This is a genomic window from Streptomyces sp. NPDC008163, from assembly GCF_042956885.1.
Classification (GTDB): Bacteria; Actinomycetota; Actinomycetes; order Streptomycetales; family Streptomycetaceae; genus Streptomyces; species Streptomyces drozdowiczii_A.
The window spans coordinates 58702-74093 of record NZ_JBIBHG010000009.1 but is presented as its reverse complement, the minus strand read 5'-3'; the positions used below and the strand labels follow the sequence as shown (position 1 = coordinate 74093).

The 15392-nt window shown below is 68.6% G+C and carries 11 protein-coding genes and 3 pseudogenes; 8 read left to right on the top strand and 6 right to left on the bottom strand.

Annotation, left to right across the window (positions count from 1 at the left end; translation table 11 throughout):
- Nucleotides 1-31: 31 nt before the first annotated feature.
- Nucleotides 32-1234 carry an alpha/beta fold hydrolase gene (locus ACFZAT_RS20730; protein WP_391265687.1) on the bottom strand — a complete coding sequence of 401 codons (1203 nt, stop codon included), beginning with the start codon at nt 1232-1234 and terminating at the stop codon, nt 32-34.
- A gap of 105 nt (nt 1235-1339) precedes the next feature.
- Between ACFZAT_RS20730 and ACFZAT_RS20725 the strand changes: the two genes are divergently transcribed.
- On the top strand, nt 1340-1915 hold the full coding sequence (locus ACFZAT_RS20725; protein WP_391265686.1) for an ABATE domain-containing protein: 576 nt from the start codon (nt 1340-1342) through the stop codon (nt 1913-1915).
- A gap of 117 nt (nt 1916-2032) precedes the next feature.
- Nucleotides 2033-2786 (top strand): annotated as a pseudogene (locus ACFZAT_RS20720) (IS5 family transposase); the annotation flags it as partial.
- Between the two features lie 29 nt (nt 2787-2815).
- Here ACFZAT_RS20720 and ACFZAT_RS20715 read toward each other — a convergent pair.
- Nucleotides 2816-3361, bottom strand: coding sequence for a GNAT family N-acetyltransferase (locus tag ACFZAT_RS20715; RefSeq protein WP_391265685.1), 546 nt, complete (start codon nt 3359-3361; stop codon nt 2816-2818).
- A gap of 207 nt (nt 3362-3568) precedes the next feature.
- A complete protein-coding gene (locus ACFZAT_RS20710) occupies nt 3569-4186 on the bottom strand; it encodes a TOPRIM nucleotidyl transferase/hydrolase domain-containing protein (RefSeq protein ID WP_391265684.1) in 618 nt (205 codons plus the stop codon).
- A gap of 199 nt (nt 4187-4385) precedes the next feature.
- On the opposite strand from ACFZAT_RS20710, the pseudogene ACFZAT_RS20705 reads away from it, so the two are divergent.
- Nucleotides 4386-4548 (top strand): annotated as a pseudogene (locus ACFZAT_RS20705) (IS5/IS1182 family transposase); the annotation flags it as partial.
- Nucleotides 4549-4894: 346 nt separating this feature from the next.
- Nucleotides 4895-5479: a hypothetical protein gene (locus ACFZAT_RS20700; RefSeq protein ID WP_391265683.1), complete on the top strand. Its 585-nt coding sequence runs from the start codon at nt 4895-4897 to the stop codon at nt 5477-5479.
- 321 nt (nt 5480-5800) lie between these two features.
- On the opposite strand, the gene ACFZAT_RS20695 is transcribed toward ACFZAT_RS20700, so the two are convergent.
- From ACFZAT_RS20695 to ACFZAT_RS20685, 3 genes are read right to left on the bottom strand one after another with little or no spacing between them, the layout of a single operon-like run.
- Entirely contained in the window at nt 5801-6298 is a 498-nt protein-coding gene (locus ACFZAT_RS20695) for a hypothetical protein (protein WP_391265682.1), read from the bottom strand.
- Between the two features lies 1 nt (nt 6299).
- A complete protein-coding gene (locus ACFZAT_RS20690; RefSeq protein ID WP_391265681.1) occupies nt 6300-9674 on the bottom strand; it encodes a CHAT domain-containing protein in 3375 nt (1124 codons plus the stop codon).
- Nucleotides 9664-10647, bottom strand: a complete 984-nt coding sequence (locus ACFZAT_RS20685) for a hypothetical protein (protein ID WP_391265680.1) — start codon at nt 10645-10647, stop codon at nt 9664-9666. The genes ACFZAT_RS20690 and ACFZAT_RS20685 overlap by 11 nt, the downstream gene beginning before the upstream one ends.
- A 119-nt stretch (nt 10648-10766) precedes the next feature.
- On the opposite strand from ACFZAT_RS20685, the gene ACFZAT_RS20680 reads away from it, so the two are divergent.
- The 4 genes and pseudogenes from ACFZAT_RS20680 to ACFZAT_RS20665 all read left to right on the top strand — a co-directional run bounded on the left by ACFZAT_RS20680 (nt 10767) and on the right by ACFZAT_RS20665 (nt 14576).
- Nucleotides 10767-11036, top strand: a complete 270-nt coding sequence (locus tag ACFZAT_RS20680; protein ID WP_391265679.1) for a hypothetical protein — start codon at nt 10767-10769, stop codon at nt 11034-11036.
- Nucleotides 11037-11834: 798 nt separating this feature from the next.
- Nucleotides 11835-12215, top strand: coding sequence for a peptidoglycan-binding protein (locus ACFZAT_RS20675; RefSeq protein WP_391265678.1), 381 nt, complete (start codon nt 11835-11837; stop codon nt 12213-12215).
- A gap of 86 nt (nt 12216-12301) precedes the next feature.
- Nucleotides 12302-12721: a peptidoglycan-binding protein gene (locus tag ACFZAT_RS20670; protein ID WP_391265677.1), complete on the top strand. Its 420-nt coding sequence runs from the start codon at nt 12302-12304 to the stop codon at nt 12719-12721.
- A 398-nt stretch (nt 12722-13119) separates the two neighbouring features.
- Nucleotides 13120-14576 (top strand): annotated as a pseudogene (locus tag ACFZAT_RS20665) (NF041680 family putative transposase).
- The last annotated feature ends 816 nt before the right edge of the window (nt 14577-15392 follow it).

Sequence of the window (15392 nt, the reverse complement as noted above, 5' to 3'; positions counted from 1 at the left end):
GCCGCAGCCATGCCCGTTTCGCATTGTCCAATCAGAGGTGCCTTCCATATCCCTTGGTCCAGCCCTCACCGAGTACTGCCGTCATGCCTGCTTGCAGGTCCTTGACGAAGTATTCGGGCACTTCCAGCGACGGGAAATGCCCGCCGGCTTCGGGCGTCGTCCATCGGACGATCTGCCGGTACCGCTGCTGTGCCCAGGGACGTGGGCACTTCTCGATGTCGCTGGGGTAGATGGTGATGGCTGACGGGACGTCGACGCGGAGGTCGGGGTCGAGGGCGTTGACGCCGCCGTGGCTCTCGTAGTAGATGCGGGCCGCTGACGCGCCGGTCCGTGTCAGCCAGTACAGGGTGACGTCGTCAAGGATTCGGTCGATGGAGATCCTTTCGAACGGGCTGTCATCGCTGTCCGTCCACTCGGCGAACTTGTCGAGGATCCAGGCGAGGAGACCGACCGGTGAGTCGACGAGTGAGTAGCCGATGGTCTGCGGTCGGGTCGTCTGCTGTTTCGCGTACGCCGAGCGGTGCTGCCAGAAGTCGCGGGTCTCCTCGGCCCACCGGCGTTCGGTCGGCGACAGCCCTTCGGTGGTCAGCCCGGGTGGTGCCTGCGCGAGCGTGGTGTGGATGCCGAGGACCTGGGCGGGGAACCTGCCGCCGAGGACAGTGGTGATCACGCCTCCCCAGTCGCCGCCGTGAGCGGCGAACCTCTCGTAGCCCAGCCTCCGCATGAGTTCCACCCATGCGGCCGCGATCTTGCCAACCCCCCACCCGGTGACCACCGGCCTGTCGCTGTAACCGAAACCCGGCAACGACGGGGCCACGATGTGGAACACCGGTCCAGTGGTGTCCTTCGGGTCAGCCAGTTCATCGACAACGTCGATGAACTCGGCGATGCTGCCCGGCCAGCCGTGGGTGAGGAGCAGCGGTGTGGCATCCGTACGGGGTGATCGGCGGTGAAGGAAGTGGATCCCCAGGCCGTCGATGGTCGTGCGGAATTGGCCGATCGCGTTCAAGCGCTCCTCGAACCACCGCCAGTCGTACCCCGTGCGCCAGTGGTGGACGACGTCGACGAGGTCGGAGAGTGGTACGCCCTGGTCCCACCGGCGCGGGCCCGGTGCGGCACGGTGCGTCTCGGTCTCCGGCAGCCGCGCTGCGGACAGGCGCGCACGCAGGTCGTCGAGTTCGGCGTCGGTGGTGCGGGATGTGAATGCGTACACGTCATCGGTGGGGCGAGACATGGGACCTCCTGGTCAGCGTGATACCGGCGCCGCATCCCCATGCGAACCGGCAATGACGGTTCTAGCGTGCCTTCGCACCTACGCGCAACCGGCTATGGTGGTTCCATGCGTGCTGAGTTCCCCGACTTCCGCCTCGGAGCCGTACTGGCGACCAGCTTCACGGGGACCTTGTCCGAGCGTCACGGCGAGGCCGTGGAGCGCATTCCCACGCCGCGACGGCTCGCCGACTGGCTGGCGATCTACGGCCTCGACGTGCGCTCCTGCACTCCCGACCAGCTCGACCTCGCCCGGGAATTGAGGGAGTCGATCCACGCGGCCGCGACCGCAGCCGCACTCCAGGAACCGCTGCCCGCGTGCGCTGTCCGAATACTCAACGACCGCAGCGGACACGGCCGGGCCACCGCGATGCTCACACCTGAGGGCAAGCGCCGCTGGCAGCTGGGACCAGCTTCCGCCCTGGAGGATGCCCTGGGCGTGATCGCCGCCGACGCGATCGCCGTCATCGCCGGTGAACGGGACGGGCGGCTGGCCCTGTGCGCCTCACCGACCTGCCGGGCGGCCTTCTTCGACACCAGCAGAAGCCGCACTCGCCGATGGTGCGACATGAACACCTGCGGCAACCGTCAGAAGAAGGCGCGCTTCCATGCAAACCAGAGCAGAAGCACCACTTCGGCGGAATAAGCACTGCCGTCGGCACAGCCAACTGCCGCGCCGAACACGCATCTCGGTGCTGCTGGTGCAATAGATTGGCAGGGCACCTCGGACCCGCTGCCCCCGGGGGTCAGCTCTGCTCGCCGAGTGGAGGCCGTCGCGTGGAAGTACCGCACCGCCCTCCCCGGGCGAGATCTGCCGGACCAGTTCGGCTCGTTCCGGGCCGCTCGCAAACGGCTGATCAGGTGGGCCATAGGCGGCACCTGGGAACGCGTCTTTGCGGCATTCTGACAGCGGCCGGCCACACTGGCGACATCGGTTGGACCGTGTCGGTGGATGCCACCGTCTGCAGGGCACACCAGCAAGCCGCCGGAGCCGGAAGGAAAGGGGTGCCACTTCGAGTTGAGCCCGATGACCATGCCCGCGGGCGCTCCTGCGGCGGGCTGAGTACAGAAGTCCTCCTCGCCGACGACAGCCATGCATGGCCCTTGGCCCTTCGCGTCACCGCAGGCCGGACGGGCGACGCCGCAGCCTCCGAGGCCCTCATGACCAGCATCCTTGTTTCACGAAGCGGACCCGGACGGCCGAGGACTCGGCCAGAGGCCGTTCTGGCGGACCGGGCGTACTCATCGCGTGCGATCCGGGATCACGTCCGACGGCGTGGGCTCCACGCTGTGATCCCCCAGCCCCCCGACCAGGTTGGCCAGCGGCTGCGGCGAGGCCGAGACGGAGGCCGCCCACCGGCCTTCGACGCTGAGGCGTACAAGTAGCGCAGCGCGGTCGAACGATGCATCAACCGGCTCAAGCGGTGGCGTGGAGCGACCATACGAACAGACAAGTTCGCCATCGCCGCCGGGCAGCACTCCTACTTGCCGCCATCCTCATACGGGCTCACGAGTGATCGAAAGGACCCTGCTCAGAGGAGGTCGGTCACAGGGGATCAAGGAGCATCAGGATCTCGTCCCGGGTGTCGTCGGGCGCGAAGCGCAGGGCACTGGGCCAGCGGCCTGCCTCCCGCCACCCGAGGCGGCCATAAAAATCCTCCAGCCCTTCCTTCCCCCTGGCCGCGAGACGCAGTTGTTCAAGTGCGAGCTCGTCGCGGGCAACTGTCCGCAGATCCCGCATGAGAGCGGAGCCGACACCACGGCCGCGGAAGTCCGGATGGGTTTGGAGGTGGTGGACGGACCCCCAGTGTGCGACGAGCCTGAAGGGGTCACGCCTGAGGACAACCCATCCGGCGAGATCCTCCCCGAACCTCGCGACGAGGAGACGGCTGCGTGAGGGGTGGAGATGACCGAGAAGATCGTCCGCGGCCGGCTCGACGACGTCGTCGTGGACGGGCGGAAAGGGGAATCCCGCAGCTCCGCCGACGTTCGTGACCGCGATCCAGCAGTCGATGAGCTGACGTCTCAGGTCGGAAGAGACTTCGTGTGTCCCTGTGAACTGTGTGATTACGGGCATGACCTTCTGTCTCATACGCAGGAGCATCCCAGGCGATGCTGACAGCACAGAGAAGAGCCCTCGGAACCACTGGTACTCACGCTTCAAGGAGACAGGTCCTTGACCCTGGTGGTTTCGGTGTGTGAGCTGGGGCTGTGTGTGGAGTGAGACCTGTTCGTCGTGGGTTGACGTTGCCGGTACGGACGTACAGAGCGGTCACCCGGCGGTGGTCCGTTCATGGCTCTACAGGTTCGCGAAGAGCCCGGCGAGCGGGGGCGGTGTCCGGTCCGGTGCGAGGGCCTCGACAAGGAGACGACCGTAGCGGATCTTGCGGCCCTTCTTCGTGCCGAGGAAGCGCCGTACCTGCTGCTGCCGGGGCCGGCCCTGCTGTGCAGGCTGACGCTGGAAGGACTGCCAGGCACGAAGCTCACCCTCAGCGCGGAAGACGTCCACGACTTGTGCCGCGCCGAGCGCCCGGACAAGTTCGTCCTCGAGATCCGCGCTGCATACGTAGAGGTCCGTGGGCGCAGCCTGCGACGGCGTCAGGGCACGCTCGTAGAAGCCCTTCTCCCGCTCATCGCAGAGTCCCATCAGACGCAAGCCGAGACCGGGAGGCCCGAGAATCCGGGCATAGCGGCTGACGTTCATCGCCCCGCCCATGGACACGACGCACACCCCCTCGGCGGCCAGGTCCCGGCCGTGCCGAGCTGCCAGAGTCTCGACGGCCGCGACATCACTGGGCCCTTCCAGAAGCACCGCGGTGTTCACCCTCGCCTCGTCGGCCAGGTGGTGCGCCGGCTCCGCGGGGCCGCCCCTCGCCCAGTCAGTGACCGCGTCCTGCAACATCCTCGTGTCTGCCACGAGGTGAGTCTGGAACATCCACCAGTGAGATTGCACGGGATATATCCATGGCTGTGAGGGGCCGGAGGGGCACGAGAAGCACAGGTGGCACCAGGTGTGTCTCCTGCACCCGGATGCGGCCATTGTGCTCCTGCCGCCCGCATACGCGCCCCGCACAGCCACGGTCCGCCTCTTCGAGAGGCCTCACCATGAGCGCGGGAACCGGGATGGTCTGCCCGTCTCCGTCGGAATTTCCGGGGCCCAACCTGCATGACAGCCAGGCCCTGATCCCGCCCGTGAAGGGCACCCCGCCGATCCGCTCGCGCCGCGGCCGCCGACTGCGCAAGCCCGGCACACTCCACGCCCACAAGGACTACGCCTTCGCCACCAAGCCGACGCTCGCCTTCGCGCAGGCGACACGGGCTCCGGTCGCCAGGACCAGGCCGCAGCGGGTGCGCGGACGGCACGGACGCAGCCGGGAGTCGCGCGAGTTCTAACATCGAGAGCATGCTGCCGTATTCGAACAGACCGTCTGCCGAAGCAATAGTCCAGTCCGTGCCCGATCTCGCGCCCTACGGGCGGCCTGCGGTGGTGCTCCACCCGACACCGGGGGTTCCCGGCCTGTACGACAGTTCGGTTGCCGGGCCGTTGCTCTGGCCGCCGGACGAACCTTGGCCGCACTGTTCCCTACCGGACGAACATGCCTCATCCGGACAGCCTCCCGTCGCGATGCTGCCCGTGGTACAGGTGTTCCGGCGCGACGCACCGGGGGAGTGGTGGCCCGAGGGCGCCGACGTATTCCAGTTGCTGTGGTGCCCGAACACGCACTGGGATCCACCGTCGCCTCAGGCCGATGGGAGCCCGGTCGTCGAGATCCGCTGGCGGCAAGCTGCGACCCTGCCGCCCGAGCCCTCCCAGCCTCCGCCACCCGTGCGCCACGAGGACGACGACTACGGATTCACCCCGCGCCCGTGCCTGTTGGCACCCGTAGCACTGACGGACTTCCCCTATCCGAGGGAACTCCCGCCCAGCCTCCAGGACGAGGTGCACCAGCTCGTCAAGGAGACCGGGAGCGACGATGAGGGAGGCGACATCATCACGCGTGTCGCGGGGAGCAAGTTCGGCGGGTGGCCGACCTGGCACCTGACCGAGCCATGCACCATGCTCTGCCGGGAGTGCGGTGCGGTCATGGAGCTGTTGTTCACGGTGGCCAGCGACGCCACCACAGGCATTACGGTCGGCAGATGGGGGGACCTGCGGGTCTTCAGCTGCCCCGCCGACATCCAGCACGGCTACGAGTTCGACGTGCATTGAGCGCTCCGTGGCCCGTTGCTCGGCCACGGTGGGGGTGAACGGCTGCGCCCTCAGCGGCCTGCCCTCGACGGACCAAGACCTCGAACAACTCCTCACATGCCATGAGCGAGCCGAGTCGGCGCAGTTCCGTGGCGGCGGCGTCGAGGTCTCCGGCCGTGCTGAAGCGTCGGCCCGATGATTGCGGGGTCGGGCCACGGTTTCGGGTCCGTTTCGGCCACGGCCAAAGCTTCTTCGATACGGCCCAAGCCGCCAGAGCGTGGGCCCGCCACCAGCGCTGGCACTCCTCGTGGCCCTCGTGCCGGAACGCGTGACTTCGGGGCTTTACGGCTCGCGGTTCATCAGGCTGAGCACGGAACGGACGAGGGTGGCGAGCATGCCGTCGCTGACGGGCTTCTTTTCGAAGCGGAACTCGACGGTGCTGCGGCCGTCGTCCCGCTTGAACCGGAAGGCGACGTGCAGGCGGAGGAAGGCAAGGACCCCGGCGAGAACGGTCAGATCGGCGACGAGGTCGTCGCCGCCCATCTGGTCGTCCTCCGGCGGGTCGGCGAGGACTTCCTCGACCAGCTTCCGCGCGCCCTCCTCGCGGACGAGCGCGGCCAGTACACGGCGCGCGGCGGCCGGGGGATCGTCCGCCCGGAGCGGGGGCTCGCCGGCGCCTGCCTGGGCGAACAGTTCTCTCAGGACATCGTGCGCTTGCAGCACGTTCGTCAGACCGGTGGGGTAGGTGCGGCCCAACTCGTGTGTCGCCTCCTCCAGCGCGAGCAGGGCGGCCCGGTCCGGCAGGGCATCCGCCCGTTCGGCGTGGATCTCACTGGTCATGTCAGCTCCAGTCTCCGAGCGGAACGAACGCCGCCCAGTGGTAAGGATGAGACAGGTAGGGGTGATCCGCGTCGGCAAGCATGCGCCGTTGCGCGTCCCACAGTGCGCGCCACAGCGGGCGACCGTCCATCACTCCGCCGATCACCTCGTCGAGCAGGACAGCGGAACTCGTGCGGTCGACCTGCCAGATCGGAGCGAGGACCGTGCGGGTCCCTCCGCGCAGCAGGGCGCGGGGAAGGCCGGTGAAGTCCTCGCCGGGGTGGTCCGGCTCGTGCCAGCCCACCGAGCAGGCGCGCAGCACGACGCGCGACGGGGTGCGCGAGCCTGTCAGGTCGCGTGCCCGCAGGAAGCTCCGACGCGCCCGCTGCGACGAAGGATCGGTGTGCCGACCGGGGCGGGCGGCTCCGTCGGAGAGCCGCAGGGCGGAGTTCTCCGGGTCGGTGTGGTCCTGGTACCCGTGGCAGGCGATGTAGGCCAGATCGGCCCGTTCGATACCCGTGAGAACTTCCTCAGGAGTGGCCGCGGTGCCGGCGAGAGAGGACAGCCGCCAGCCGGGGGCGGGACGGACTGTGTCGGCCTCGAATCCGCCGCCGCGGCCCTGCAGGTCCTCCTCCGCCGCGACCCGTACGCACAGCAGAGCGTCCGAGCCGGGGGGTTCTGCGGCACGCAGAACGGCCAGGGCCGAGATGCTCGGGGTGTACACGAGGGCCGTCTGCTCGATGCAGTACCGGCCGTCCGGCAGGCGCAGCGCGCCGAGCGGCAGCACGGACAGCGGCCCGTGCGGTGCAACGCACAGGAGCTCGCGGCCGGCCAGCAGCTCATGGAACGGCAGCAGCTGTTCGGCCGGGCCGTCCAGCTGCAGCGGGGCCGGCCGCCGCGGTTTGATCGGGGGGACGGGAGGGAACGCGGCGCGGTCCCCGTCGACGACGAGGCGGATCCCCTCGGCCGCCTCATGAAGTTCTGCGCGCCCCGTCGGGATGCGGTACCACCACAGCGCGTCCTCGCCGGAAGCCAACACGAAGCAAAAGGTCTCCGACTCGCCGGTGAAGTAGGAGGCCAGCACCATGCCTCCCTCCGGAGCGGCGTCGCCCAGCAGCCGCAGCGCCTCCGTGGAGTCGGCCGGTTGCGCGCTGCGCAGCCGTACGTACTCCGGCGCGACGTCCCGCAGCTCGTCGTACACGTGCGCAAGTGCCCATGCGCACCTTCGCCAGGTCCACGCCTTGTCCGGACGCCGACCACCTGCCATCAGCCGCTGCATGGACAGCAGTCGCTGCTCGTCCTCCCACACGTGTCGCGGTACGCCCGGGGGTTCGGCCAGTGGCATGCGTGCCAGGTCCTCGGCGACCCCCCGGGCCTTGGCCTCCTCGTGCAGGTCGAAGGCCAGCAGCGCCGGCGGGCGTTCGTCGGGCAACGGCAGGTCCTCGCGGTACTCGTACAACAAGGACAACAACGCCTCGTACAGAGGGAGGACGAATCCGGCCGCCTGGTCCGCGTCCTGCATCACCGGATGCATATCCCGCAGGCTCAGCCGCAGGTCACGGTGGTGCCACAGCACCTCGAAGGCCCGTCGGTGGCCGCCCGGCATCCACAACAGCATCCGGGCCAGCCCCAGCGGCAGATCCGGGTCCGGGACCCGGCCGTAGGCGTCGTAAGAGGCCATGACCTCCTCCATCAGCCGCGTCGCCACCAGCGGTCCGTGCACCTCGGCGATCGTCTCGCACACCGGAACCGTCAGGGTCTGCAAGGTGCCTTGCGGCTCCTTCTCCAGCGCACGGCGCACCCCCTCCACGAGCTGGTCCGCCAAGTGCCTGCGCCGCTCCGGGTCGCGTTCGACGCGGCACAGCCGTTGCAGCGCCAGCAGACGCGTGTCCGGCAGGATCGCCGTACCTGAGGGGAGGGAACGGAGCATACGCTCGCGCAGCTTGCCCAGAACGAAGAAGACAGGATCCTCAAGGCCGCCCTCCAGCGGAATCAGCCGCGAGAACAGCATGCGCTCGCGCATCCGCTCGGGAAGCTGCTCCGGCTGCCGCGCATACTCGAGGTCCCCGGATACGTAGAGGGCATAGCGGTAGCATTCCGCCGCGCCTTCGTCGTACCCCTCCGAAAGCTCCAGGTCACCCATGGTGACGAACAGCTCGCCGGCGCAAGGGTACGTCGAACTCGCCGTTTCGAAGATGCCGCGTACCAGATGCGACTCCAGCGACAGCAGATCGCGGGGCAGACGTGGATCGGTGCCGGAGAACAGCAGCCCGGCCAGCATGCAGCGCAGCGGCAGCGCTTGCCTCTGCCCCGTCCCCTGCTGCTCGGCGCGTTCCAGTTCGTTGTCGAGCAGTTCGAACGCCTCCCACTGGCGGCCGGTCCGCGTCAGGCAGGAGACCAGGCCGTACGTCACCGACGTACGCGGCGAGGTACGCAGCGACACCTCGGGCAGCTCCAGCAGTTCGCGGTAGGCATCTGCTGCTGCTCCCAACGCACCTACGGCCTCCGCCACGTGGGCCCGAAGGCTGAGAAGGTCCCGGCGGGAGGGCATGAACGCACCCTCCGAGTCGTTGTCCGGACGCGCGGCGAAGGCCTCCGCGCGCTCCAGCGCGGGAACGGCCTCCCAGTAGCGGTGGAGGGAGACGAGGGTGTCCGCGAGCTGGAAGCTCACCGCCGCGTCTTCCATGGAGGTGACGCCGGGCTCCGAGGCCATCGCCGCCAACGCCTGCTCCAGTACCTCGGCCCGGCGCGGCAGGTTGTCCATCGCGAGGTACACCGAAGCCAGTTGCAGGTAGGTGTTCACCAGCGAACCCACGTCGCCCACCGCATGCTGCAACGAGAGGGCACGTGCCGCGTGGTACAGCGCCCTTTGGTTCCGGCCCTGCTTCAGCAGGTGGTTTGCCCAGTCGGCACGAGCCGTCACCCGGCTCGGACCGTCCTCGGCAAGCAGCCCCAGTGCGGCGATGGCATGGGCGTTGCCGGTGCGGTCGGCGCCCCAGTCCGTCAGCAGCCGCACCGCGGACCGCACCGGCTCCTCCGGAATCAGCGAGCGATGGCCCTCCAGCAACCGGTAGGCGCCCAGTACCCCCTCGGCCGCGCAGGCACGGCGCAGAAGCTCGGGGAACCCGTCTCCGCCAAGGTCCTCCGTCTGTGCGGTGGTGGCCGTGTCGGACGCCAGGGCCTCGCAGCGATCGGCGAGGAACTCCGCCAACTCGGCCTGTGAGACGCGGCCACAGTCACGGACCATCTCGGCATGTTCCCGGAGGTAGTCCACCGCCATCCCATGGCCGCCCGCCGGGATCTGCCCGAACAGGTCGAGCACTTCCCCGTACGTGGGGGCGGACAGGCTGCGAAGTGCGAGTTGCAGCGGCAGTACCTGTCGGTACTCATCCTTCATCCTGCCCCTCCCCGTTCCGGAACCCGCCGAGCCGTGTCAGGGCCTCGCGGTACGGTTCAGGATGTTCGGAGGCGCGGGCACGCAGCCGCAGCTGTTCCCACGGCTCGCGGAGGCCCTGCTGCCCGCGCTCGGCCTCCGCCGCCAACAGCAGCGCCTCGAGAGAGGCCTCCTGCTCGCTCATGCGCCGTTCCAGAAGGGTCGGCCTGTGCAGACGCGTCAGCACCTCCGAGTGCGGTGCGGTTCGTTGCAGCAGCGCCAGGACTTCGTCACGTTCCTGCGCAGGACCTGCCGCGATACGGATCCGCGCCATTTGTTCCAACGTCGCGCCCGCCAGCAGGGGGTCCTGCTCCAGCAGCGCCGCCGCCCGGTCGAACGGTTCGAGCGCGTCCCGCGCCTCTCCGAGGGAAATCAGCGCCGCGGTGTGCAACAAAAGCCGCTCCGTTCCCAGCGGCTCGTCGCCGAGCCGTTCACGGATCTCCGCGTCCACGGCGGTGCGCAGGTCGAGAAAGTGCAGTTCGTCGGCGTGTTGGAGGTGCCGCCGCTGGATCGCGACCAGACGGTTGTGGGCGTCTGTGGCCCTCGACGAGTCGTTAGGATAAGGGGAGACGTGCGGACCGATGTGCTCGAATCCCTGTACCACGTGAGCCAGCAGCCACGTCGCCATCTCGAGCCGCTCAGTCGCCGCGTAGGCGGTGGCCGCATCCGCCCAGGCCCCACGGCGTCGGGGGTCCGCGACGAGAGCCGAATGCAGGGAGGCGGCCGCCCCGAACGCCTGGCCGGCGCGCAGCAGCGCGACCCCGAGGAGATGCTCGTACGCGGGACCGCGCCTCGCGGCCTCGACGAAGGGGGCCAGCGCGCGCATACGATCCTGTAAGGATGCTTGCGGCACCGGAAGTCGCTCGACCCACTCCTGCGGGAATTCCTCCGCGTCGAATGGGGTTTCCCACCTCGGCGCCGTCGACAGTTCACGCATGCCCGCCACCCCCGTCCGGCACACCCTGGTCCTCATCATCGGCTGCCTTCACGCGCAGTGGCAAGGCCGCCCCGGCCGGAGCGGTACGGCTCCGTCCTGCCGGAGGTAAAGGTCGCGCCGTGGAAGCAGCACATGACGGACGTCGAGCACAGAAGCGTCCCGTCCCCGAGGACGTCGCTGATCTCCCCGCCCGGCTGTGGGAGCGCCTGGACGTCCTGGCCGCCCTCCGCATCGTCGGGGCACTGGAATCCACGACCGCCGAGGCCGGCGCGGTCGCCGCTCACATGTCCCGGGCCGACGACCAGCCCCGGGACACGATCGCCACATGCCTCGGCCTTGCCGAGCCCGAGGCCCGTGCGCGTCTTCACCGCTCCATGCGCCGCTACTGAGTGGGTCCGGCACGACGGGCTTTCGGAGCTGCCCGTCGTGGCGGCGCGGGGGAGTGGGAGTGCGGGAGCGGCCTGCCGTTGCTCGGTTACGGGGCTGTCTTGTACTGGACGACGGAGTCGGCGCGGCGCTCGGCGCTCCTGAGGAGGGCCTCTTGCCACGCTTCGTCGGCGGTCAGACCCCCGCGCAGCTTCGTGGCGGTCCGGTCGACGAGATAGGCAGCGAGCGCTCGGCCGCCAAACGACTCGCCCGGCCAACCACATAGGACACGGTCTAAAACCGACCGCCGGAACACGTCGTGGACACGGTCTCAGGATCCGTGACGCTCCGGCACGTCACGCCAGGGAGCAACCGTCCGGGCCGCCGAGATGACTTCAGCCACAGACCCTCGTTGCTGCTGATCAGCTGTCTGCTGCCAGAACCCAGGTGGGAAGAGTTGCAGAGCAGAGCGTCTTGTCTCGCGGCTGACGGCTCACGGGATGTGGGCGCGGAACGAGTCAGCGACTCGATGACCTGAGCGTGTGGAGTGCCGGAGCGGGCGGCCGGGATGAGACGGTCCGGGCACGTGGCCCGACCAGTGGCCCAGGCAGGACTGAGGCCAAAGCAGTTGGCCACATCCCCTCGAACTGACCGCGCCCCGCACGGGAGCGCGGGCGCGGTCGTGCGTGCATGGAAGGTGGAGAAACTGCGCACGGAGTGCACAGCCTCGGTGAAGAGCCCCGCCTAACCTCGAAGGCATAGGGCCAACAGGAGGAAACGCAGTGAGCCTTCGTACGAGAATCGGGCAAGTTGCCGCCGCCGTGACCGCGGGAGCCGTCGTGCTCGGGCTGGCCGGCAGCGCCAGTGCCGCGCCGGGTGTCGCCAGCATCGGCTACGGGCGGTCCACCGCCGGGGACCAGGTGTGGTGCGTACAGCACTCCATCAACTACTACGTCACCCACCACCGGGACATGATCTCAACCCTGCCGCCGTACACGCCGGAGCAGTTCCACGAGGACTCGCAGTGGGGGCCGATCACCGAGGCCATGGTCAAGTGGTACCAGGGCGACCTGGGGCTGCCCGTGGACGGCATCGTCAGCTCGTGGACCGGTTACAACCTGATCATCGACGGCGACTGGTACTACAACAACAACACTCCGGGTCAGGAGGGCTACTGCTACTGGCGTCTCCCTTCGTTCTGACCCCGCCCCGTCCCGCCGTTGTGCTTCGCGGGCCCTCGTCCAGCGGGGCGCGGTGCCGCCAAGCCTGCTTTGAAGGAAGAGCTTCCGTGAACATTCGTACGACTCTGACCCGTGCCACCCTCACTGCGGGCCTCGCCGCCGCCGCCGCACTCGGCATGGTCGCCACCGCCACCGCCTCGACGAGCGCAGCGAACATCGGCTACGGCCGCTCCACCGCCGGCGATCAGGTGTGGTGCGTGCAGCACTCGCTCAACTATTTCGTGACCCACTCCTGGGTCAACCGCTACCCCAGGCCGCCGTACGAGCCTTCGCAGTTCAGCGAAGACTCGCAGTGGGGTCCGAAGACCGAGGCCATGGTCAAGTGGTTCCAGGACCTGTGGGAGACGACGAACGTCGACGGCATCGTTGGCCCGATGACCGGGGACGTCCTGGTGAGCGTCGGCGACCAGTACTACAACGCCCACCAGCAGGGCTACTGCTACTGGCGCATCCCCACGACCTCCTGACCACACCCCGCCGCTGTGCACCGCCGGACCCGGCGGAGCACAGCCATGCCACCAGGCCCACCCAGGCTCCCGCCGAGGGTTAGGCGTGGCTAGGGGGTGTCTTGCCGATCGTGGCCGGGTCCGCGACGCCTGGCACGGCACCTCGCGGCGTTGCCGAAACGCCCCAATAGCTCCGCTATCAAGACGCTCCGGCGCCTTGCGATGCACCGCACCAGACGCCGCGGCCTGATCCGACCCTGATCGACAAGACACCCCCTAGCTTGATCTCTAACGTGCGGCGTCGAACGGTGCGTCGTACTTGTTCACTCAGTTTGGTATCTGCCGTACACGGAAGCGGCCTTCGTCTGAACATGTGCTCCGACCAAGGAACACACACGTCCAGCACGAAGGCCGTGAGGATGAGTCTGCTGCATCACGATGCCCGGCGAGAGCCGTTGGCCGAACTGTCACGCTTCCGGGGCGAGTTCTACTCCTGTCTCACTGCTCGTTCGGATGCCCTGTTCGAGCTGACAGACGCGGTTCTGTGTGGGGACGGGCCGGTGAGGTCGCTGGCCGAGCTGTCGTTGGTGGGTGAACACCGCCGCGGGCACGGGGGCCTCTACGCCGCGCTCGCCCAGGGCCGAATCGATGCCGAACGGATGCAGCGGACCTTGGCCTCGGTACCGCTGCCACGAGCTGCTGACGGCCGGCTGGTCCTGGCCGTCGACGTCACCTGCTGGCTGCGGCCAGACGCTCACACCTCACCTCAGCGGATCCTGTGCCACACCTACGGCCGGGGCAAGGACCAGCACATTCCCGTTCCCGGGTGGCCCTACTCGATCGTCTGCGCGCTCGAGCCCGGCCGCAGCTCGTGGACCGCGCCGCTGGACGCGCTGCGTCTCGCCCCTGGGGACGACACCGCAACCGCCACCGCCCGACAGTTGCGCGACCTGGTCGAGCGGCTGATCACCGCAGGTCAGTGGCAGAGCGGGGACCCGGACATCCTCATCATCGCGGATGCCGGATACGACGCGCCCCGCCTCGCCTTCCTGCTGAAGGATCTGCCGGTGCAGGTGCTGGCCCGAATGCGCTCGGACCGTGTCCTGCGCCGGCCGGCCCCGCCACGCGAACCTCACACCAGAGGCCGTCCGCCCCGGCATGGCGGCGAGTTCGTCTTCGGGCAGCCCGACACCTGGGGAGCCCCGGACACCCAAACCGTCACCGACACCCGTTTCTACGGCGCCGCCCTGGCGCGGTCCTGGAACCGGCTCCACCCCAAACTGACCCACCGCTCGTCCTGGGCCGCGCCGACGGCACCCTCCCGATCATCGAAGGAACGGTGATCCGCCTGGACATCGACCACCTGCCCAGCGGAGCCACCCCGAAGCCGGTCTGGCTGTGGTGGTCGGGCACCGACGCAACCGAAGCGGACACCGACCGGCTCTGGCAGGCATACCTGCGGCGCTTCGACATCGAGCACACCTTCCGCCTGTTCAAGCAGACCCTCGGCTGGACCTGCCCGAAAATCCGCACACCCGAAGCGGCCGACCGCTGGACCTGGCTGATCCTCGCTGCCTATACCCAGCTGCGACTGGCCCGGCCACTGGCAGCCGACCGACGCCGCCCATGGGACAGGCCCGTTCCCGTCGAGAGACTGACGCCTGGACGCGTCCGCCGCGACTTTCGGCACATCCGCCCGACAGCCGCCTGTCCCGCCAGAGCACCGAAACCCCCCAGCCCTGGACCCGGACGACCACCGGGCCGAAAAAACACCCGGCCCACCCCACGCCACGACGTCCATACACCCCGCAAAGCGGGCACCACCACGTCCCGAAAGAAGAAGCCCACCAACCCACGCCCACGCCGCACAGGTTAAAGATCAAGCTAGGCCCTGTGGCGAAAGTGGATCTTGTTCGTTCATGATCACGCCTCGTAGGGCGTAATGATGTGACGAATGGCCAGTGGTTCCGGCTTGAGCCGTGGCTGCCGCAGGGCATCAAGCCGGGCCGTCCGTCCTCCGCGTTCTGACGCTACTTCTCCGCGCAGGGCATCCAGGACGCCGCCGTAAGCCTGCGTGTCGGGGCGGTGGCGATCTTCCGTTCGCGGTGTTCGGTGCCGTCGTGGCAGGGCTGTCCGCAATGCCGGCACAGGTTCGGCTCGCGTCGGGTCAGGGGCTGGCCGCAGCAGATGCAGTCCTTGGTGGGCGCGTCCAGGAGTGACCGACAGCGCGGCGTCGTCCTTCTGCCAGGCCTCGGACGCACGGGAGTGCTCGCAATTACAGGCGGCACGGACTCGGTCCGGGCCGCTGATGCCGCCCTTCGCTGACACCTTCTTATCGACTTCAGTTCTGACGTGGCCCCCTTGAAGTGGGATTCGGCCTCAGAACCAGCCACGGCCGGCTGACCCCTGCGGTGTGCGTCCCGACGGCTCGACGTCCTCACGGGCGGCGGGCCGTCCCGCGGTCTCTTCACGGTCCCCAGCCGTGTCAGACCAGCTGTCTCAGCCACGAGTCGAGAGCCGCGAAGTCGCCGGTACCCAAGCCACGGCGGGGATCGACACGATGGAGCAGGGCTTTCCCCTGGTGATGGGCAGCGACCCTAGGGAAGCATTACCCAGCGGCTACGGCTTGGGAAGGTGCAGCCATCGCTGGGGGAGAGCATCGCTGCAACTTGCCAGTGTGTCCGAGCGAGCC